Raw genomic sequence first — 20,978 nt, 5'->3', positions numbered from 1 at the left:
GCACCCCAACCGGAACCTGAGCCAACGCCAACACCTGCCCCGGCTCCCGAACCCGAACCTGAGCCAACGCCAACACCTGCCCCGGCTCCTGCTGGAGTGACATCAATGAACACTTCGGTAAACACCAGTGGAGGCGGGGCCGCGAACTTCTCAATCAGTCTTTCTGGCAGCGGCTACGCCACATGCAGCATCAGCATCGGCGGAACCGGCGGGGCGGCCAGTACCTCAATCCCTGGCACCGCATACGCCACCGTTACCGGCATCCCACTCGGCACACAATCATGGACCACCAGCTGTGACGGACTCGCAAACTCGGGCACCATCACCATCTACTAACTGGAGAAGCACCACCACATGCAGCAACTCGAACACCACAACGAATACATCGTCACATTCGAGGGCAAAACCCTTGACCAGGCTGGAAGCAGATACTTCATCGCCCACGACTACCCGACAGCGAAAACCGAGGGAACACAACTGGCCTACCAATACGGCTTTAACCCAAACGAAAACAGAATCTTCTACCGCATCCTCATCACCGTAACCACAAACGCTGTGGAAGTAGGACGAGACACCAACTACGAAGACGTCATCCAACAAATCAACGACGAATTCAAACCACTATAAAAACCAAAAAGCAGAGTGCCACAATGGCACCCTGCTCACACTCCCCCTAGTAACGCGCGTCACATCTATTAGGCTACGGGGGTCAGAGCCTCAACCACCTCGCGAGCCGCTAACGCTAACGCTTCATCATCAGCCTCTAAAATACTACCCTTCACACCCCGGCGAGAACCAACTAGCATCGTCATCCATGCCCGGCCCGCATCCGGGCTCACACCCAGATCAGACAAACGCGGATCAACACTCGCCGCCCGGTGCCGCCTTGACGCATCGCTCACCGCCAGTTCTGCCACGCGCAGCGTGCCCGCCCACGCCAAAGTCTCACTCATGCCCGCCTCGATCAGAGCCTCAACCATGCGACCAAGCGGACCGCCAAAATCATCGACCGACACCCACACCTCGCCCTCCTGGCCCATCCCAGGACGCAAACCCACCTCAGGCATCATCGCTGGCTCAACCAACTCCTCCACGCCAGAAACATCATCACGAACAAAACAACGCCGGTTCACAATCGTTGTCCACACCGCCCACGGGCTAGAAGCCTCCACAAGCTGTTGCGTGCACGTCATCGCCACCTCCCACGCGATCCCATACGTATCAGCAGCCGCCTCGGGATACGACATGCCCGAAAACTGCACCCCCTTCGAAATCGCGCTAGAAAACTGGCGTGCCCCCACCTGGTGCAACGTCGCCGCCAAACACTGCGCCGCCGCTCCGCGCCACCCTTCAGACGCGGTCTGCTCAAGAGTCCTTCGCAGACCTTCATTATCTGAAATACGCAACACAGGAGCGCTCCCACACGCCCAGGCGCCCCCTTCACACCCGACCATCGTCGCGCCCTCGTGAGCATCATCGCTAGCAATCGCCCGGCTATGAGTCGCCACCCCATGCAAAACGAACCGTGAAGAAGCCTGCTTGCCGGCCCTATAGCGCATCTTCCGAGAAAGCACGCCACGCTGTTCCAACCCAGCTAACGCGCGAAACACGCTACGGCGCGCCGCGCCCGTAGCCTCCACCAAATGCTCAACGCCGCAAATCACCACGCCACGCGCATCAGCCAAACGAGCAAGCTCAAACAACACCAGCGACTGCGACGGAGTTAAACCCTTCACACCACGCGCCCACACCGGCCACGACACACTCACGCCGACTCACCCCCACACAACACCGCGTACAGCGCCTCAGTCAAACGCAACTGCTCCACACGAGACGCCCCCGGGTTCTCAGCCACAACCTGACCCCACGCCTGATCCCACACCGGATCAACAGGCGTGCTTTCAACCTGGGCTAGGGCATCGATACGCTCTTGACGCAAAACCGCCGCCTTGCGCTCACGCTCACGCCGAACCCTCGGATCCTCGTCCGCACTACGCGCTGGAGGCTCACCCTTGAGCACATTCGCCCGAAGCCTGTAACACACCAAGCGCGACAAGCGGCCAACATTGGCAGGCAAAGCCTGATCCATCACCTGGCGAATCTGAGCCGGTTGCCAACCCGCGCCCACACACTCACGCAAAACCTGCGTGACCGCAACCGCACCAGAAGCATCCAACACTCTCAAAGGCGACGGCAAACACTCGGCAATCAACCCCGCATCAGCCACCACCAACGGGGAATCAATCTCATCATCCACACCAGACCCAACCGGACCACAAGACTCAACCTCGTGCGCCACCGGCGCTTCCTCGCGCTCGCGCACGGGTTCGGTCTGGTTAGGTTTGGTTTGGTGGTTTAAATGGGGGTTATATGTACATATGGGTGCAACCTGTTGCATCTGTGGACTACCCGAATTTGCATCTGTGGAACCCTCATCGTCTCCACACATGCAAGATTTGCATGTGTGGCCACAACCGCTACATTCCGCCAAAAAGTCCACAGATGCAAGATTTGCATCTGTGGACTCAGCGAAACTCCCCTCCACATTCAAGTGCAGACGATACGTCGTGCCCGACCGGTGCTTATGCGCTGGCTTATCCGCACACGCGCCCAACCGATCCCCACACCACGAATAGCGCGGGACACGCGAAACCAGTCCATACTCATCCAGCGTCTTTAAATGCGAAGCCACACTCCGTAAAGAACACTCCGCCCGCTGAGCAATCTCCTCACGAGAACGCCACGTCTCGTCCTCATCGTTAGCGAACTCCGCCAACGCCAACAACACAAGTTTCTCGCCCTGACCAAGACCCTTAATCCGATCAAACGCCCACGCAACAGCCCTAAAACTCACACCGCACCACCTAACAACAAGCGAGCCGACCAACAGCCCGAATCAGACCAGCGACGCGCCTCAATAAGACCCGAACGCTCCAAAGACGACAAGCACGCCTCAACACGCGCCACACCCAAACCCGTCACACCCGACACCAACACCGGATCAACACGAACAACCCCACCGTCATCCGCCTTCCACGCCAAACGCAGAAGAACAAGCTTGTCACTCAACCGGCGACACTCAACACGCCAAGCCCACTGCACCGCCTCAACACTCACCAGACCCACCACCAGAAAGAACGATCTCATTACGGGCGGGAACGCGAGGCGTCAGAATCTCCTCAACATCCGAACGACGGAAAAACCGACGACCGCTAGGAAGCTCAACACAAGGAATCTTCCCCGCACGCGCCCAACGCATAAGAGACGCAGCAGACGTTGAGGGAAGCAATTGCGCCGCCTCAGCAGCAGAAAGTAGATCACTCTCGGTCGTTATGTGCATGTCGTGTACAGTCATGACACATATCTAACCACTCAAGGACACATCATTCAAGTGCATATTGTGCATCTGCTGAACACTTGATACACTTTCTTCTATGAATGGAACAGTAACGGCGACGCTAGACCACGACAAAGCCCTTGGCATGAGCGTCAATCAAGTAATGTTTGCTCAGCACGTCACACGTAAAGAACTTGGCGATGCTATTGGAGTGTCTCACGCAACGATGAGCAGGAAGCTGAACGGACACGTTGCGTGGACTGTTGAAGAGCTGAATCTCGTTGCCGCATATCTACATGTGAAAGCTGTAGACCTGCTGCCAACAATGGACGGATTTGGAGGCTGGATACCCGCGCCGTTCAATCCGGAAAATACGAAAACCCCCGCTTTCGCGGGGGCTATCTCAGAGCCACCTGTGGGAATCGAACCCACGACCTATTCATTACGAGTGAATCGCTCTGCCGACTGAGCTAAGGTGGCCGCCTTCCCTATCAGCGCTACGTGGCTGCGCCACGCGCATCAATTGATAGGCAACGACGTTTACTGTAGCCGACTACCCACGCCTGCGACAAATGCTCGACAGGTGGAGCGCGTCACGCACAAAGGTTAGTGCCTAATCCGTGCACTGAAGACCGTCTTGCGGGACGGTTCCGTTGAGGAAGAAACCGTCAACAGCATCACGCACGCACCGCGACCCGTCGCGCGAATACGCCGTGTGATTCCATCCATCCCAGCTCACCAGCACGCCCTTACTGAGCTGGTCGGCAAGCGCCTGCGACATCACATAAGGCGTGGCGGGGTCGTGCGTCGTTCCCACCACAACAATCTCCGGGGTGCCTTCAGCGTGGATCGGTCCGCGTTCACGCGTAGATTCAATGGGCCAGCCTTCCAAAGCGGCAGAGGAATACCCGGCGAAACGACCCATGAACGGCAGCTCAGCTTTCATCTTCTCCGCTGCAGCAGCCCATTGCTCAATGTCTCCGACCGGAGAATAGTCCAGGGAGTTAATCACGCTGATTGCTTCCATCGAATTATTCTGGTACGTGCCATCAGCGTTGCGTTCCATCAGCAGATCTGCGAGCGCCAGCATCGTTGACCCATCGTCCTGCTTGATTGCCATATCCAGCCCCTGGGTCAACGCATCGTGCAACTGCGTGTCGTACAGCAGGCCGATCACGGCGCTGAAGGCCAGGGAAGACGTCAGCGGTCGGTTAGGATCCTGCGTCTCAAGCGGTTTTTCTTCCAGTTGATCGAAGAACGCGTTCAGAGTCTCCAGTCCTTCGTCAACACTTGACCCCACCGGGCAGTCCGACGATGCGGAGCACACTTTAATCCAGTTTGCGAGGGCGTCCTCGAACCCCTGCATCTGCAGTCGTTCAACCTCGTCAACACTGAGCGACGGGTCGAGCGCACCGTCAAGCACCATGCGTCCGACCTTGTCGGGGAACAGCTCGGCGTACGTCGCTCCCAGGTAGGTGCCGTATGAGTACCCCAGATAGGTCAGTTTGTCCTGTCCGAGGGCGGCTCGCGCCATATCAAAATCCTTGGCAGCTGAGATCGTGTCGACGTGCTCGGCCAGGGAGCCGCTGTGTTCCTTACATCCAGCTGCCAGCTTGGCGGATTCAGCCTTCAGATCCTCAACAATTTCCTGCGGGGTGGGCTCTTGGGTGCTGTCGGATTGATCGGCTGGATCGTCGGACATTGCGGCCGTTTCATCGCGTTCTTTGTCTGTCAGGCAGATAACCGGCGTGGACTGGCCGACTCCGCGCGGATCCAATGCCACGATGTCAAAGCGGTCCGCCAGATCCATCGACAGTCCCTGGCTCGCAATGTAGGGCAAGATCGAAGTTGCCGGACCACCGGGCCCACCGGGGTTATAGAACAATGCGCCTTCGGGTTGCGGTGCGCGGTGAATGGCCAGCGCCAGTGCAATCACATCGCCGTCGAGCTGGTCCCAATCCAACGGTGCATACAGTGCGCCGCACTCATATCCGTCTGATGACTGCTGCGAGCCTTCCATCTGTTTGAGGTCGTCATCAGTGCATTCACGCCAGTTGACTTTCTGCTGGTAGAAGCCCTCAATGGTTGGTTCCGGCAGGTCACCCAAAGTGTCGCTGAACGTTGATCCCGAGGTGATGACCGTGCGACCATCTTCGCTCACGGCTGACTGCTGGTGAGTGGCAGATCCACCGCTCTTGCGGTCGTGTCCAACGATCAGCACGGCACTGACAGTTGCCAGCGCAACGACGACCAGTATGGCGAGCAGAACTATCACGATGTTGCGTGAACGCGTTTTCATGGGTCAAGACTAACAATGATTCAGCTGCCTACCCCAGTAGGAGGCCGGGGCCTCCCGGTTCACGGACAGTGTCGATGCGGTCGCGCACCCTCCGGCTGGACGCCACGCACATCTAGCGCAGCGCCACCACCATTGCTTCCATTGCGAGCAGTGGATTCGCACCGTTGGTCAGTCTGGTGCGCGCCTGGTCAATCACGTCGATGCGTACCAGGGTCTGCTCCGGACTGGAGGTGCGGGCGATACGCTCGATCACCTCCGCGACATCGTCATTCATCAGATCCTGATTCGCACCAAGCTGCAGCATGAGGACATCGCGGTACACGCTCATCACGTCCAGCAGGATCCGATCCAGCATGTCGGTCAGTGAGCGTTTCATGCGGCGGGTCTGATTTTCACGCAGTTGGCGCAGTTGTGAGCGCACATGCGGCGTCATCTTGTCGCCCTCGACCATGCCGAGCTGATAGCGCAACTTGGCTTCTTCTTCCGTGTTGCGCTGCTCGGCAACCGTCTGCGTGTCACTCTTCGCCATCTCAACTAGGTCATGGGCGGCGACAGCGGCTTCACCGACTGAGGCAACGTGAATGGCAGCGCGGATGCGTTGACGGCGCTTATCGCGCTCCTCGGGGTCACGCGCCAAGGCTTTCGCCCGCCCGATGTGGCACTGCGCTGCCCGCGCCGCCTCGCGCGCCACGTTCATATCCACGCCGAGCTGCCGGACCAGCAGACCAGCCACAGCGTCAACCGATGGGATGCGCAAGGACAATTGTCGGCAGCGTGACCTGACGGTGGTGATCATGTCTTCGGGGCTTGGTGCACACAGCACCCACACGGTGCGCTCAGGAGGCTCCTCGATAGCCTTGAGCAGAATATTCAACGAGAGTTCCTGAATGCGGTCCGCGTCTTCAATAACGATGACGCGCCAGCGGCCCTGCGAGGGCGCCACCTGGGCGCGCATGATGATGTCGCGCACCTGTTCTGCAGTAATAATGCTGGTTTCTGTGGCAACACTCAGCACGTCAGCGTTTGTTCGAGCCACTGTCGTCACACATCCTGGGCACGTGCCGCACCCGATCTCACTTCCTGTGCACTGCAGGCACGCGGCAAATGCGAGCGCAGCGTTGGATCGCCCGGAACCCGGCGGCCCTGTCACGAGCCATGCGTGGGTCATGGAGTGGGTGCTGCGATCACTGTTGCCCTCGACGATGTGGCGGGCGGCGCGGGCAGCTTCCTGCAACGTGGCGACGGCCTTTTCCTGACCGACAATGTCATCCCATACGCTCATCGCTCACCTGCCTCACAGTGATACCGGCGCACAGGCCTCGTACAGGCGCTGATACCCGCTGGTGGGCACACCGCTGCAACACGTCGGGCTCATCACAGCAGTCCCTCACTGTCACCTTCCCACAACGTGCCCTGGGATTCTTTCAGCAAAGCCGCCACCATCGTTCCAGCCTGGTCCTCATCGCCTGTCTGCGATGCTGCATGCTCGGGCGCAGGCGAGTTCGGCTGGGGTGATTCGGTCGCAGACAGCTCGACCTGATCGTGCGCCTCATGATTGACGAGGAGACCCAATGCGGGTCGAACGCGTTCCTCCAGTACGCCTCTGATCTCGCGGAACACTTCTTCAGGGGTGCCGACCGCGTCGATGACGACAATGCGGTCTGGGTAGCGATCTGCCAGGTGCAGGTATTCGTGGCGCACTCGCTCATGGAAGTCCATTGATTCACGCTCGATACGGTCAGCGGTGTGCGACGCCGACCCTCGTCTGGCACCCACCTCGGGGGGCAAATCCAACAGCAATGTCAGATCCGGCGACAGGTCCTCCGTCGCCCATTTTGACAAGGCCAGTACCTCATCCACGCCCAGTTCGCGCGCAGCGCCCTGGTAGGCCACTGACGAGTCAATGAATCGGTCAGCCAGCACTACCTGACCGGCCGCAAGCGCGGGTCTGATCACGGTTGCTACATGGTAGGCGCGGTCAGCCGCATACAGCAGGGCTTCAGTACGCGGATCCACGTCTTCGGGTCCGTGCTGAATGAGCTGACGCAGCTGGTTACCCATGTCAGTTCCACCCGGTTCGCGGGTCACAAACGAGACGCATCCAGCCTGATCAAACCACTCTTTGACGTGTTCGATCTGGGTGGTTTTACCTGCACCGTCACCGCCTTCGAAGGTGATGAACAGGCCGCGCCTGCGCCGCGAATCCCCGCTGGAAGTGCTCATGAGCCTATCTTTGCACGAGGCACCGGCATTTGCGTACATGCACGCTGTTCAGGCCGACGCACTACTGGTCGCCATCCGCAGATGAGGAGTTCTTCTTCGACGCTGAAGCCTTGGACGTGCCCGACGACTTCTTCGCACCAGTCCCGGCGCTCCTACGCGTCGTCTTCTCACTCTTCGTGGAGGCTTTCTTGCGGGTCGTTCTGGAGGTGCTCTTGCGTCCGTGTTTGGGAGCAGGCCCCTTGGCGCGTTTGTCAGCCAGCAGTTCAAAGGCGCGGGCTTCAGTCAGCGACTCGATCGATTCGGATCGCGGCACCGTCACATTGGTCTGACCGTCCGTGATGTACGGTCCAAACCTGCCGTCCTTGACCACCACTTTCTTCTCAGAGATCGGGTCAATACCGAATTCACGCAACGGCGGCCTGGCCGTGCGGCCACGGCGTGTCTTAGGCTGAGCGAACAGTGCCAGCGCCTCATCCAACGTGATCGTCAGCAACTGCTCTTCGCTTTCCAGTGAGCGCGAATCACTCCCCTTCTTCAGGTACGGCCCATAGCGACCATTCTGAGCGGTGATCACTTCGCCATCTGCCGGATCAGCTCCCACTTCACGGGGCAACGACAACAGCATCAGTGCATCATCCAGTGTGATCGTCGCCAGATCCATCGACTTGAACAGGGAAGCCGTGCGCGGCTTCACCTTCTTCTTACGCGTCGATTTCGCAGCGTCACCCTCGTCGGCGTCCTCGGGCAGAACTTCGGAAACGTAGGGGCCGAAGCGACCATTTTTCGCGATGAGCATATGCCCGCTGGCCGGGTCGATGCCGAGCTCACGGCCATCATCAGCTGCCTGAGTGAACAGTTCGGCAATCTTCGCCTCATCGAGCTCGTCAGGCGCAACGTCCGGCGGCACGTTGGCGCGCACATCGTCACTGTCGCGCTCCAGATACGGCCCGTAGCGCCCCACGCGCAGCGTCACGCCGTTGCCGTAGTCAATCGAGTTGATCGCCCGCGCATCGATATTGTCGCCCAGTGAGGCAACCTGGGTGCGTAGTCCTTCACGCTTCGACGAGGAAGACCCATCCGCCGCTGCGTCGGCCACTTCGTCACGCGGACCATCGACGCCACTGGCAGTCTCGGCCTCTGTCTGGTTTGCGCTGCTGCCGAGATAAAACTCCGTGAGGAACTGCGTCGAGTTCTCCTGCCCGCCCGCGATGCGGTCCAGGTCGGTTTCCATCGACGCCGTGAAATCGTAATCCACCAGGTCAGAGAGGTTTTCCTCCAGAAGGCGCGTGACGGAAAACGCCAGCCACGTAGGCACCAGGTACTGACCGCGGTGCGTGACGTAGCCGCGGTCTCCGATCGTCTGAATCGTTGCCGCATAGGTGGAGGGGCGGCCAATTCCCAGCTGCTCCATCATTTTCACCAGTGACGCTTCGGTGTAGCGCCCCGGTGGCTGGGTCTGATGGTCTTCGGCTTCAGCGTGGTGAACCGTGACAGTTTCGCCTTCCTCCACGGCAGGCAGCAGGGTTTCCGCTCCGCGCGCACCATCCTGCGAGCCAGGCTGTGAAGCGGATGCTGCGTCAGCGGCGGGCTGTGACAGCGCCTGTTCATCGCGATCCTTGTCGCGGCCTTCCTGATAGGCCAGTCGATACCCGGGGAACGTGATCGTTGTACCAGACACGGACGAGGTCACTTCCCGCGCGCCCGTGCCATCTGGCAGCTCGAGCACATCGGTGAGCTGGCTGAGGACACGGATCGTGGAGGTATGCCCCGTCGCATCCGCCATCTGCGAGGAAATTGTGCGCTTCCAGATCAGGTCATACAGTGCCCACTGCTGGCGGCTTAACACCGAACGCACCTCATCGGGGGTGCGGAAATGGTCACCAGCAGGGCGGATCGCTTCGTGTGCTTCCTGCGCGCCTTTGGATTTCGTGCCGTAGATACGGGGCTTGTCCGGCACGACATCGCTGCCGTACAGTTCAGCTGCCTGGGCGCGCGCCGCACGGATCGCCTGGCTCGACAGCGCGGTCGAATCGGTACGCATATAGGTGATGTAACCGGACTCGTACAGGGACTGCGCCGTGCGCATCGTTGAGGACGCATTCCAGTGCAGCTTGCGGGAAGCTTCCTGCTGCAGGGTTGACGTCGTGAAAGGCGCAGCAGGGCGACGGCGGTACGGCTTCTTCGTGACGGATTCAATCGACGAGGGCGCCTCACGCAGACCGTCCGCCAGGCGGTCGGCTGCACCTTCATCCAGCGCCACTGTCTGAGCTTTGCGCGCCTTGTCCGACAGCACACCCTCTTCGGAAAAATCAGTGCCAGTGGCTACAGGACGTCCATCGAGCGCACTCACACGCGCCGTCAAGTCACCCTCGTCAGCCTGAATGAAGGCATCGATGGACCAGTAGTCCGCACGGATAAACGCCATGCGGTCGCGTTCACGATCCACAATCAGGCGAGTCGCTACCGACTGGACGCGGCCGGCCGACAAAGATGGGCGGATTTTGCGCCACAACAACGGTGAGACTTCATAGCCGTAGAGGCGGTCAAGGATGCGTCGAGTCTCCTGCGCGTCAACCAGGTCGGTGTCAATGTCGCGCGTGTTGTCCAGTGCACGCTCAATGGCTTCGCGGGTGATTTCGTGGAACACCATGCGTTTGACGGGCACCTTCGGTTTGAGCACTTCCAGCAGGTGCCACGCAATGGCTTCACCCTCGCGGTCCTCATCAGTGGCCAGGTAGAGCTCGTCAGCATCCTTAAGGGCGCGCTTGAGTTCAGTGACACGCTTTTTCTTCTCAGGCGTCACCTGATAGTAAGGAGTAAAGCCGTCTTCGACGTTGACGGCGAAACGACCGTACGGGCCCTTCTTCATGGACGCGGGCAGTTCGGACGGTTGAGGCAGGTCGCGGATATGACCGACCGAGGCTTCAACACGAAAGTCCGGCCCTAAATAAGATCCAATAGTGGCCGCCTTCGCCGGAGACTCGACGATGACTAACTTCGACGCGCCCATGTCCCTCCATTCCTTCCTGCCTGTCCGTCATTTCGCCGTCCCGAGGGAAATTCACTTAGCCGCGAAATGTGGTTCGCTGATGACCATACAACGTTTAACCGGCATCTCGCTCACGGCGTGTCCTGTGAGCTGGTGCGCAATATGCCGAACTTGAGGAGGCGGATCACCTCCGGCGACAGACGATTTCGCAGGTCGCCGGGGTCAAGTTCCATGAGCGCTGCGATCGCGGCAACGATCTGTCCCAGGGTCAGCTCGCCGTCTGCAGCGCCCACCAGGCCGGCCAGTTCCGAACTCACCGAGGTTTTCAGTCCGACACCTCCACCCTGGAGCAGCTCGATCACTTGCGGGTCGGCCTCACCGGGCGCAAAATAACGCACTTGGGTGACATCCGGGCTGCACACGGCGTGCAGATCCCATAGGAGGTCGGCGCTTCCGCCATCGGTGCTATCGCCCTCCACGCTGCCGCCATTGTCACTGCTGCCATAGATCTTGCCTCCGCCGGCGCGGGTGGCGACGAGCTGAATAATGTCAAGGCCTCGACGTATGTCTCGCCCAGTTGGCACATGTCCGGTCGCCACCCCGTCACATTCCACGTATGCGGGCCGGCGCTGCGTCGCCCGATCCGGCTCATTCCCATTGGCACTGGATGGTGAGGCGGCCACGTCGTCCTCGTCAATCGAACTACCCCCGTCGGCGGAAGGACCCTTCTCAGCGAAATCCGGGCGGCGGCGAGCTGCAATGAGTCCCATGCCGATCGACTGGACGCCGGCCGCGGTGAAGTCAGCCAGCCAGTCGGCGTATGCGCGTTCGAACGTGTCGCGGGCGGTGAGCGTGCCGCCGGAATCTCGCAGCCACATTTCGACGTATTGGGCAGGTTCGAGGCAGTCTCGCTGAATCACCCACGCGTCCACGGGGAGGCCGTCGAACCAGCTTCTGGGGTGATCGGACCATGTGGCGGTGGAGTCAGAATCGACCTCCCAATTTGCCAGCATCTGAATGGTGCCGCCCTCGGTCAGGTGGTCGGGTGCTTCGTGAATGATCTGCGCAATCAGGTGGTCTCGCTGCGCGCCGCCGTCGCGGTACTGCATCAATCCGGATGCGCGCACCGAATCGGGAGTGATGACGAATGGTGGGTTGGAGACGATCAGGTTGAAGCGCTCGCCGGCGACCGGCTCGAACAGGGATCCGCAGCGCACGTCAATGGCTACCTGATTCAGTGCGGCGTTGAAACGGGTGATTTCACAGGCGCGTTCAGACAGGTCTGTCGCCACGACTCGGGTGCAGTGCGTGGCCAGGTAGAGTGCCTGAATGCCGCAGCCTGTGCCGACATCCAGTGCGCTGTCAACGGGTGTGCGGTCGGTCAGTGTCAGCAACGTTGTCGTTGCTCCGCCGATGCCGAGCACGTGGTCAGGAACAAGCGGCCTGCCTGTTGTGGCCTCTCCCAGATCGGAGAGCACCCACCAGTGGTGGTCACCGTCTGGCAACGTGGCGGCATGTGGTCGCAGGTCAAACAGCGCGCGCATCGGAGCGGCGGCTGACTCGACATCGCTGCTGGTTTCACCGGCGTTCCCGGCGGAGTTGCCGGTCTCAGCGGCGTTCGCGTTCGCGTCGGCACCGCTGGTTTCGGCGACATTCGCGCTCGCGCCGGCAGGTGCGATGAGGCCGAGCGCGCAGGCCCCAGCGCTACCCAGAGCCGGCAATGCCGCATCGACGCGGTCATAGTCCACATCCATCCCCAGGATAAACAGCTGCGCCAACGTTGCGGCGGCTGCGGCGTTCCCGGCGGACTCACCATCAATCAGCCGCTGAAGCTCCACCATCGCCGGCACGCGCTGATCACGCATCAACGCATTCTGCGCCTGCTGGCTGAGCAGCGAGTCAACATAATCGACGGTGAAGTGAGCTGCTTCGAGGTCCCGGCGCAATGCCTCGATCAGATTGTCGTCGAGCGCAGGCGGTCGCGGCGACTTCGCAATGTCCGAGGGAGGGTGCGGCGGTTTCGTCGCGCCCGAGGGTGTCTGCGGCGGAATCTGCTGGCTGGCATCCGACACGTCATCTGTTCGCATGCACCTAGCCTACGCGGACGAGCCAACCTGAGGCCGTGAGGACGTCGCCGGGTGAGCGTGCACGTGCGCTCCGAGTCGGGCAGCTAACCTGAGGCCGCGAGGACGTCGCAGTTGCACATACCCCTGGATCTGAAGCTGCTCAATGCACATACCCCTAGTTTTAAGGTCTCTCGGTGCACATTCCCCTAGATTTAAGGTCTCTCGGTGCACATTCCCCTAGATAAACCTCGGATGTCATCGTCGGGGACTAGCCCGCGACCTCCTGACCTGCATGTTTAGAATTCGGGTGATGTGGCGTGACGTTAGATCTAGGGGTATGTGCACACAGGGCCGACTTTCCAGGGGTATGTGCACGTATGGACGCCTTTTTTAGGGGTATGTACACACGGGCACGAGTTCCTGGGGCATTGTGCACCTGCACTGGGGCGAACCTAAGGGGAATGAGGGACGGGCAGCCCGTCTCACCATGCGCCTGGCAGGCAACAGTGCTGCCCTAATTAGCCAGGGAGGGATCACCGATCCAGGCCATGAACAGCGGTGTGCCGGTCTGCGTGTCCGAAATGATCGCTAGGTATGGACGATTGAAGGTGAGCATCGGGGGTGGAGGCAGTGCCGTGTCCCCTGTGGCGTGTTCGGTGACAACCGCGGCAACCGTGCCTTCCTCCTTAATGATCAGATGGCCCTGTTGGACGAACTGCTGGAGATTCAACGCAGGTCCAGTATCGGCGGAGGAACCGAACCCGGAGTAATCCCCTTCTGCGAGGCCTTCTGGCGCGCCCATATCCGTCACGACATCCAGCAAGCTGACCGAGGAGGTGAAGTTCACTTTCGGCACTGACACTTCCACTTCGTCAGCGGCGGTTTGACTCAGTGCCTGCAACGCATCATGGACACTGGTGGGGCTGACCGTCGTCCCTTCGTGCGGCATCAGCAGATGCAAAGCCAGGTCCTCGCCTTGATACGGCAGCGTCGCAGCGGTCCACTGTTCATCCTCCATGCCCTGAAACTTGTTCTGCGCCACCATCATGTCGACCAGTTTGACCGGACCGGCTGTGGTGTGGAACTCCATGCGCCGTGTATCTTTTTCGTCGAAGGGCTGTGCCCACGGCGCGCTGAATACGATGGCGTTTTGCCCCACCATGCGACTGAGTTCGTTCAGTCGTATTCCTGACTTGTCGATCATCCCGCCGCTGTGTTCATTGACCCACGTGTCCAGGTCCTCCTGAGCTGATGGTGACTGCAAGTCCAGGTCGGTGACATCCGTTTTCCACTGTGACGTGACGGCATCTTTCCACGTGGGGTTGGGCGTGAACTGATCATCAAACACCATGCGCATATACCGGCCAACCAAGGGGGTATCAGCAACTTTCCCTCCCGTGACCTTCGACACGTCGCCTTTCCATCGATCCCACAGCCCCCACGATGCGGAAAACCGGTTGGCTGCCTCATCGACACTCATGCCCATCAGTCTTTCGTACTCAGCGCGCGTGTCACCCTGCGCGCCCAGCGCAATCTGGGCCATCGCGGTGGCTGTGCCGACCGGAGATGTCAGCGCGTTTTCTCCAACTGCCGCACCATCTGACGTGGTATCTGCCGAGCTATTCGTCGCATCTGCGCTATTGGCACCGGCACCGCTTTCCGAGCCGTCCGTGCTGCCCGCCTTCATCGCACTGGCGAGGGTGGACAGCCCCATCGCATACATCGACACACGGGCTTGATCATCAAGCGCGTCAAAAGATCCGGCTGCCAGCGGGCCGACCTCGATGTCCACTGCTATCAGTTCGCCCTGATCCACAACGGTGCCGATGGGAGGCTGCCCATCGCCTATGTCGACAGGATCTGCTCCGGACTGGCCGGTCCGGCCGGACTGGGTCCCGCCGCCCATCGTGCATCCAGCCACAAGGATCGCACTCCCGATACAACCGCACACCATGCGTCCCCACCGGAGGCGCCCCACAAAACCTTTATCCATAATCCATAGATTATGAGGAAGTGAAGCAGCCCACAACCCCCGTTACATAGCTGAATACCCACCGTTGCCAAGACGTGACGTCTTTATCGTCTGCCACGATCATCCAGTACCAAGGCCCCAACGCCTCAGCGCACCTATACCCCATGAGCTGAGCGGTACCACGATACGGTCATCCGCACAGGCTTCGACCTCCCCTCGCAAATTCTCACTTCAGCGGCTATACGTGCCACACTAGGAGCTGACATTTTTCAGGCGGTGCGCTCGCCCTCCAGACAGCCTGCAGCATCGCAGCTTTGGCAGCAAGGAGGCTCATCGTGCGCGCACTTCGCAAAATGGCACAGGCACCAGGTTTGGAGCTGTGCGACATCCCCGAACCGGCAGTCGGCCCGAGTGAAGTCAAAATTAAAGTGCAGCGCGCAGGCCTGTGCGGCACGGATGTTCACCTGTTCAACTGGGATGGCGGAGCCCCCGGATCCCTCACCCCACCGCAGACGCTGGGGCACGAGTTTTTCGGGGAGATCGTCGAAATTGGCGAGGGTGTCGCTGCCGGATTCGGCTGCGACGAGCTACATCCCGGACAGCACGTATCAGTGGAGGGGCACATCGTGTGCGGCAGGTGCCGTAACTGCCGCGCGGGCCGCAAGCAGATGTGTCTGCGCACCGTCGGCATCGGCGTGAACCGCGACGGTGGTTTCGCTGACTACGTGGTGGTACCGGCGTCAAACGTGTGGGTTCAGCCCGACCTCATCGACCCGGAGCTCGGCGCACTTTTTGATCCGTTTGGGAACGCTGTCCACACCTGTCAGCAGGTGGAGATGACTGGTCAGGATGTACTGATTACGGGTGCAGGCCCTATCGGAATCATGTGCGTGGCGATCGCCCGACACGCGGGTGCGCGCCACGTCGTCATCACCGACGTTCAGGAGGAACGCCTGGACATGGCGCGCTCGGTAGGGGCGGACGCCGTGGTCAACATTACGCGCCGCACGGTTCCAGATGTGATGGCTGAACTGGGCATTCGTGAGGGTTTCGACGTGGGAATCGAGATGTCGGGAGCTCCCGGCGGGCTGACCACGTTGATCGACTGCTGCACCCATGGTGCAACACTGGCACTGCTCGGCTTGCCGAAAGGCGCCTTCCCCGTGGACTGGGGCAAGGTCATCACCCGCATGTTCACCATTAAAGGGGTGTATGGGCGCCAGATGTTCGACACGTGGTACCTGGCGACGTTCATGATGGAATCGTCCGAGAAGCTGCGCGAATCTGTTCGTTCCATCATCACGCACCGATTCGCCCCTGAGCAGTGGGAGGATGCGTTCGAAGCCGCAGCCAGCGGCACGGCAGGTAAAGTCATTATCGATTGGGAGAAATAAAGATCCGAAGGGGCATTTCACAATGGACACACTCAGCGAACGGCTGACAGCTCACCTCGATCAGATTCGCCAGCAGGGACTGTATAAGGAGGAGCGCGAAATCCTGGGTCGCCAGGGCTCCCACGTTGACACCAACTCCGGGCAGGCGCTCAACTTCTGTGCCAACAATTACCTGGGACTGGCAGGGGATCAGAGACTTGTCGATGCAGCGAAGGAAGCGCTTGACCGGTGGGGTTTCGGAATGTCATCGGTGCGTTTCATCTGCGGTACTCAGGATCAGCACAGTGCGCTGGAGCGCGAGATCGCTCAGTTCCTCCGCATGGATGACTCCATCCTGTTTTCGTCGTGTTTTGATGCCAACGGCGGAATTTTCGGCGCCCTTCTGGGTCCCGATGACGCCATCGTGTCTGACGAGCTCAACCATGCGTCACTGATTGACGGTATTCGCCTGTGCAAGGCCACCCGCTTCCGCTACCGCAATGCCGACATCGAGGATCTGCGTCGCCAGCTCCAGGCAGCTCGAGACAAGAAGTGCGATCAGGTCCTCATCGTCACTGACGGTGTCTTCTCGATGGACGGCTCGTACGCTCCCCTTGAACAGATCTGCGATCTGGCAGAGGAGTTTCACGCCCTCGTCATGGTGGATGATTCGCACGCGACAGGGTTCGTCGGTCAGCACGGTCGGGGAACTCCTGAGTACTGCGGTGTGGAGGGTCGGGTGGATATTCTGACCGGCACACTCGGCAAGGCGCTGGGTGGCGCTTCGGGTGGGTATGTCGCTGGCCCGCAGGCCATTGTGGACACCCTGCGTCAGCAGGCTCGACCGTACCTGTTCTCCAACACGTTGGCTCCCGTTGTTGTGGCCGGGTCGCGTAAGGCTTTGGAACTGGCCGCCCAGGCTGACGATGCGCGCGCTCACCTGAAGGAGATGTCGGCACTGTTCCGCTCTCTCATGGAGGACGCCGGATTTGATGTCCTGCCCGGTTCGCATCCGATTCATGCCGTGATGTTCCGTGGAGATGATGGAGCGGCGTTGGCCGTCAAAATTGCGGCCCGCATGTTGGAGCTGGGTGTGTATGTCACGGCGTTCAGTTTCCCTGTGGTTCCGCGGGGGCTGGCACGTATTCGCGTGCAGCTGTCGGCCGCGCACAGCGAGGACGATGTACGCGCGTGTGTCAAGGCATTCATTGATGCACGTGAGAGCGTTATTGGGTAGGCAGCTGATGTCGGACTGACAGAGTGGACGAGGGTGACCAGTAATTATCTCATATAAGTCATGCGAAAAGATTCGAAGGCCGATACCCTAAAGAAGAAGCATCCAGGGCTTAAGGCCCGGATGTGTGGCAAATCGCCTCGTCTAGAGCTAAGGAGCTGCCATGCCGACTTATACACTGCCTGATCTTCCGTACGACTACTCCGCGCTGGAACCGCACATTTCCGGCAAGATTATGGAGCTGCACCACGACAAGCACCACAACACATATGTGACCGGCGCTAACACCGCCCTCGAAAAGCTTGCCGAAGCGCAGGAGAAGGGCGACTTCCCCACGATCAACAAGCTGGAGAAGGATCTGGCGTTCAACCTCGGTGGCCACACCAACCACTCGATTTTCTGGAAGAACATGTCTCCGGACGGCGGCGGCGAGCCTGAAGGCGAGCTGGCTGAAGCCATCAAGGAATTCTTCACTTCTTTCGACGCATTCAAGGGACAGTTCACCGCAGCTGCGACCGGTCTGCAGGGTTCCGGCTGGGCAGTGCTCGCATGGGACACAATTGCGGAGCGCCTGGTGACGTTCCAGCTGTTTGATCAGCATCAGAATGTGCCCGTTGCGACGGTCCCGCTGCTCATGCTGGACATGTGGGAACATGCCTTCTACCTGGATTACCTGAACGTCAAGGCTGACTACGTCAAGGCGTGGTGGAATCTGGTGAACTGGCAGGATGTCAGCGAGCGCCTGGAGCGCGCTCGCGGTTTCAAGGGTCTGGTTGTAGCCTGACTTTCCGCTAACTGAATGCTCCGCGACAGCGCGGCGCACCACTGACCAAAGGTGCTCCGAAGTTTCATGCTTCGGAGCACCTTCTTTTTGCGGTTCACAGGCAGTGTGGCTCCTCGCCTGAAAGACGAGGAGCCACACTCTGCAGATCACCTGTGGCGGTGAACCGAATCGTTTACTAACGTCGACGACGCGCCAAGATCATGGTCGACGCACCTGCAAGCAGCGCGAGAGCCGCTGCAGCACCGCTCATCCCAAGATCAGCACCGGTACGTGCCAGTCCCTTCCTGTCGGCAGCGGGCTTGACTGTGATGACCTGGTCAACCTTCGTCAACGTGACCTGGAAGGTATCAAGCACCTTGCCGTCCCTGTCCAGCACAGTCACGGTAATGACATCACCGACGCGCGCACCGGAATTCGGGGTTACGGTGATGTTGCCATTGTCGTTGATAACAGCCGTTCCCGGTCCCTTGACCTGGACAGTGGCACCATCGGCGACCGGGCCACCGTGGTTGGGAACAACGACAGGCTTGTCAGCAGGAGTTGTCACATCATCCCAGTTTGGTGCTGCCGGGCATGCAGCAGCGGCGATGTCGAATGTCCATTCGGTCTGGACCGGTTCGCCCGTGGTTTCATCCTTCTTCACGATGTAGAGAACAGGGTCAGCCAATTTAGCCGTCACCTTCATAAACTGGCCTTTTTCGTCCGGCTCACCCTTCGCATTAACGCGGGTCTCCTCGTAATTCCACACCGGATTGTCAGGATCCTCCGCCTTTGGCAGGTTAACGGTCGCTTCTTCACCGCACTTGTCCGGTTGGGTGGTGGTCGGTTTCTCAGGCGCAACTTCCTTCACATTGGACTTGACGTATACAGTCCACCCAGTCAGATCGTCGCCTTCGACCTTTTCAATCTCGTAGCGACCATTTGCGTTCACAACGCCGCCCGTGTCAGCAAACTTCGCATTCAACGCGTAGGTCTTGATGCGACCCGTATAAGGGCTGAAAATGTCGAGATCATTCCCGGAAGCTGCTCTGGTAATGGGCGTCTGAGTACGATCAGCATTGTATTCCGCGCTCGGATGGTGAACTGCGTTGCCCTTGAAGTTGTAGGTATTGACAGTTTTCTGGCGGCTTTTTCCTTTGAAGTTTTCTTCAGTCTTACCTTTATAGGTACGATTCAGTCCGATCTTGACCGATACACCATCCGCATCTTCGGGGTGAATGACGCCTTCAGTCAGAACGAATTCAAAGTCGGTGTTCGCCTGCTGAAAGATCGAAATATCGTCGACGTTGGTGCCAGCCACGGTCGAGTGGGACGTGGCAAGATCACGCGCAAATCCTTCTTCGTCATTCATGACGTGATAACACGCATCGATATGCACATCTACATAATCCGTACCGTCAACGGTGCGAGTTGACGGCGTCTTCACGACATACGACGACTTCTCGCCATACGTCACTTGAACATCTGCCCACTCATAAGCAGGAATTTGCTTCTCAGCCGCATCCGGACTCGTCTTGCCGTAGAGAGTGCAGTACATCCTCATCTTTTTGGAAATACCCGTACGCGATTGGTCGTACGTCCATCCCGGATTGCTGTCATACGTCTTCCATTTGAAGTTCAGCGTATAACTGCTCTCAGGCGGTTCTTCAGCTGCCTGTGCCACACTTGTCATGCCCTGCACACCTGCGACCAGCGCGAAGGCTGCAAGTGCGCTCAGTGATGCCCTCGTTTTCATTCTCACAGTAGCGAGTCCCTTCTCACACCAGATTGATGGTTAGGAGCATTTTACATTCCCAGTCCACAAAACCCAACACTTTGGTAGAAATGGCCCTCTCGCCAGAGCACCGAGGGCCGCTCGAATGGCCGTGTTCGACTAATGAGTGTAGCGGCATCGTTGCGTAGATCGTACGGGGAGGGATGCGCCACGGCCTGGTTCTTCGGGTGATGTGTGCACGTTGCCCTCACTCTTAGGCTCTGTGGTGCACAATCCTCTCAATCTTAGGGCGGCGTGTGCACGAACCCCCTGATCAACAGTGGATGGGGGCGCCCTCGTCAATTGCCATGCGGGGTGCGGGCGTGTACTGACAGACCTGGCCCCTGCCGACTCACAGGAGAGGGCAGGAGCCAAAGAAGGGTTAATTGCCAAAACGTGGTGCTCCGGTTGAGTGTTTCGGCTTGCCAGGTCGGCGTTTCCTGGTGAACTTATGTTTTTCGGGGTTAAGTCGTGATGATTCTTGATTTCTTGTGTTGATTATGATTGGTGAGGAAATCCCGTCAGACTCGGCTGTGCCCGGTGTGCAGTCAGCCGATAAAGAAGAACTGTAAGACCGCTGCTGGCGGCGTGACACTGTTCGTTTTGTCGTGGCCGCTGTCTCGATTGCCTTGTCGCTGTGTCTGTGTGGCTAGCAGTAAGGGTGTCAGGCGGCGGGGCGTTTAGCGCTATTCACTGAGCACGCTAGGTCTGAGCGTTAACTACTTTTGAGCGCTCACGAAGTGTGCAGTTTGGTCTGAATGTGCACCGTTGGTGCACCGTCCGGTTTTCCCTGAACCGCCAACCCTGACTTTTCGTTGGTATCTCGCGGTTCTTAATGGCGGTAGCGCTGGGATTCGAACCCAGGGTGGCTTATCACCACACAGCATTTCGAGTGCTGCACCTTCGGCCGCTCGGACACGCTACCTCGGCCAGTCAGATTACACGAAA

15 protein-coding genes, 2 tRNA genes and 2 pseudogenes are annotated in these 20,978 nt (G+C 59.3%); 6 read left to right on the top strand and 13 right to left on the bottom strand.

From position 1 onward, the window contains the following. The first annotated feature begins 105 nt into the window (after positions 1-105). On the top strand, positions 106-336 hold the full coding sequence (locus AC1DA5_RS09745; protein ID WP_480290075.1) for a hypothetical protein: 231 nt from the start codon (positions 106-108) through the stop codon (positions 334-336). An 18-nt stretch (positions 337-354) separates the two neighbouring features. Beyond that, complete coding sequence (locus tag AC1DA5_RS09740) at positions 355-627, top strand: hypothetical protein (protein WP_480290073.1); 273 nt, start codon at positions 355-357, stop codon at positions 625-627. A gap of 68 nt (positions 628-695) precedes the next feature. Here the strand turns inward: AC1DA5_RS09740 and AC1DA5_RS09735 are convergent, their stop codons facing one another. From AC1DA5_RS09735 to AC1DA5_RS09720, 4 genes and pseudogenes are all read right to left on the bottom strand, one after another. Beyond that, entirely contained in the window at positions 696-1,409 is a 714-nt protein-coding gene (locus tag AC1DA5_RS09735; RefSeq protein WP_480290071.1) for a hypothetical protein, read from the bottom strand. A 356-nt stretch (positions 1,410-1,765) separates the two neighbouring features. Further along, positions 1,766-2,299 (bottom strand): hypothetical protein, encoded by a 534-nt coding sequence (locus AC1DA5_RS09730; protein WP_480290079.1) that lies wholly within the window; start codon positions 2,297-2,299, stop codon positions 1,766-1,768. 363 nt (positions 2,300-2,662) lie between these two features. Continuing rightward, positions 2,663-2,854 (bottom strand): annotated as a pseudogene (locus tag AC1DA5_RS09725) (helix-turn-helix domain-containing protein); the annotation flags it as partial. Positions 2,855-3,106: 252 nt separating this feature from the next. Continuing rightward, positions 3,107-3,340, bottom strand: a complete 234-nt coding sequence (locus tag AC1DA5_RS09720) for a helix-turn-helix domain-containing protein (protein WP_480290078.1) — start codon at positions 3,338-3,340, stop codon at positions 3,107-3,109. Between the two features lie 94 nt (positions 3,341-3,434). Between AC1DA5_RS09720 and AC1DA5_RS09715 the strand changes: the two are divergent. Further along, positions 3,435-3,647, top strand: a pseudogene (locus AC1DA5_RS09715) (helix-turn-helix domain-containing protein); the annotation flags it as partial. A 97-nt stretch (positions 3,648-3,744) separates the two neighbouring features. On the opposite strand, the gene AC1DA5_RS09710 reads toward AC1DA5_RS09715, so the two are convergent. From AC1DA5_RS09710 to AC1DA5_RS09680, 7 genes are all read right to left on the bottom strand, one after another. Continuing rightward, positions 3,745-3,817, bottom strand: a tRNA-Thr gene (locus AC1DA5_RS09710). Between the two features lie 133 nt (positions 3,818-3,950). Continuing rightward, positions 3,951-5,636, bottom strand: a complete 1,686-nt coding sequence (locus AC1DA5_RS09705) for an alpha/beta hydrolase (protein ID WP_480290070.1) — start codon at positions 5,634-5,636, stop codon at positions 3,951-3,953. A 112-nt stretch (positions 5,637-5,748) separates the two neighbouring features. Beyond that, a complete protein-coding gene (locus AC1DA5_RS09700) occupies positions 5,749-6,918 on the bottom strand; it encodes a DNA polymerase III subunit delta' (RefSeq protein WP_480290068.1) in 1,170 nt (389 codons plus the stop codon). Between the two features lie 92 nt (positions 6,919-7,010). Further along, entirely contained in the window at positions 7,011-7,859 is an 849-nt protein-coding gene (gene tmk, locus AC1DA5_RS09695) for a dTMP kinase (RefSeq protein ID WP_480290067.1), read from the bottom strand. Between the two features lie 61 nt (positions 7,860-7,920). Continuing rightward, positions 7,921-10,869, bottom strand: coding sequence for a type I DNA topoisomerase (topA, locus tag AC1DA5_RS09690; RefSeq protein ID WP_480290065.1), 2,949 nt, complete (start codon positions 10,867-10,869; stop codon positions 7,921-7,923). Between the two features lie 110 nt (positions 10,870-10,979). Then, positions 10,980-12,935, bottom strand: a complete 1,956-nt coding sequence (locus AC1DA5_RS09685) for a DUF7059 domain-containing protein (RefSeq protein ID WP_480290063.1) — start codon at positions 12,933-12,935, stop codon at positions 10,980-10,982. Between the two features lie 493 nt (positions 12,936-13,428). Continuing rightward, on the bottom strand, positions 13,429-14,907 hold the full coding sequence (locus AC1DA5_RS09680; protein ID WP_480290061.1) for a serpin family protein: 1,479 nt from the start codon (positions 14,905-14,907) through the stop codon (positions 13,429-13,431). A 314-nt stretch (positions 14,908-15,221) separates the two neighbouring features. On the opposite strand from AC1DA5_RS09680, the gene tdh reads away from it, so the two are divergent. The 3 genes from tdh (at position 15,222) to AC1DA5_RS09665 (ending at position 18,277) form a co-directional block, all read left to right on the top strand. Continuing rightward, positions 15,222-16,280, top strand: a complete 1,059-nt coding sequence (gene tdh, locus AC1DA5_RS09675; RefSeq protein ID WP_058237684.1) for an L-threonine 3-dehydrogenase — start codon at positions 15,222-15,224, stop codon at positions 16,278-16,280. Between the two features lie 22 nt (positions 16,281-16,302). Further along, entirely contained in the window at positions 16,303-17,496 is a 1,194-nt protein-coding gene (locus tag AC1DA5_RS09670) for a glycine C-acetyltransferase (protein ID WP_058237683.1), read from the top strand. Positions 17,497-17,656: 160 nt separating this feature from the next. Further along, positions 17,657-18,277, top strand: a complete 621-nt coding sequence (locus AC1DA5_RS09665) for a superoxide dismutase (RefSeq protein ID WP_058237682.1) — start codon at positions 17,657-17,659, stop codon at positions 18,275-18,277. Positions 18,278-18,452: 175 nt separating this feature from the next. Here the strand turns inward: AC1DA5_RS09665 and AC1DA5_RS09660 are convergent, their stop codons facing one another. After that, positions 18,453-20,012, bottom strand: a complete 1,560-nt coding sequence (locus AC1DA5_RS09660) for an Ig-like domain-containing protein (RefSeq protein ID WP_480290077.1) — start codon at positions 20,010-20,012, stop codon at positions 18,453-18,455. A gap of 854 nt (positions 20,013-20,866) precedes the next feature. Further along, positions 20,867-20,955, bottom strand: a tRNA-Ser gene (locus tag AC1DA5_RS09655). Positions 20,956-20,978 lie beyond the last annotated feature (23 nt).

This window comes from Pauljensenia sp. C0254C2, from assembly GCF_056583835.1.
This window is presented reverse-complemented; position numbering and strand designations above follow the sequence as displayed.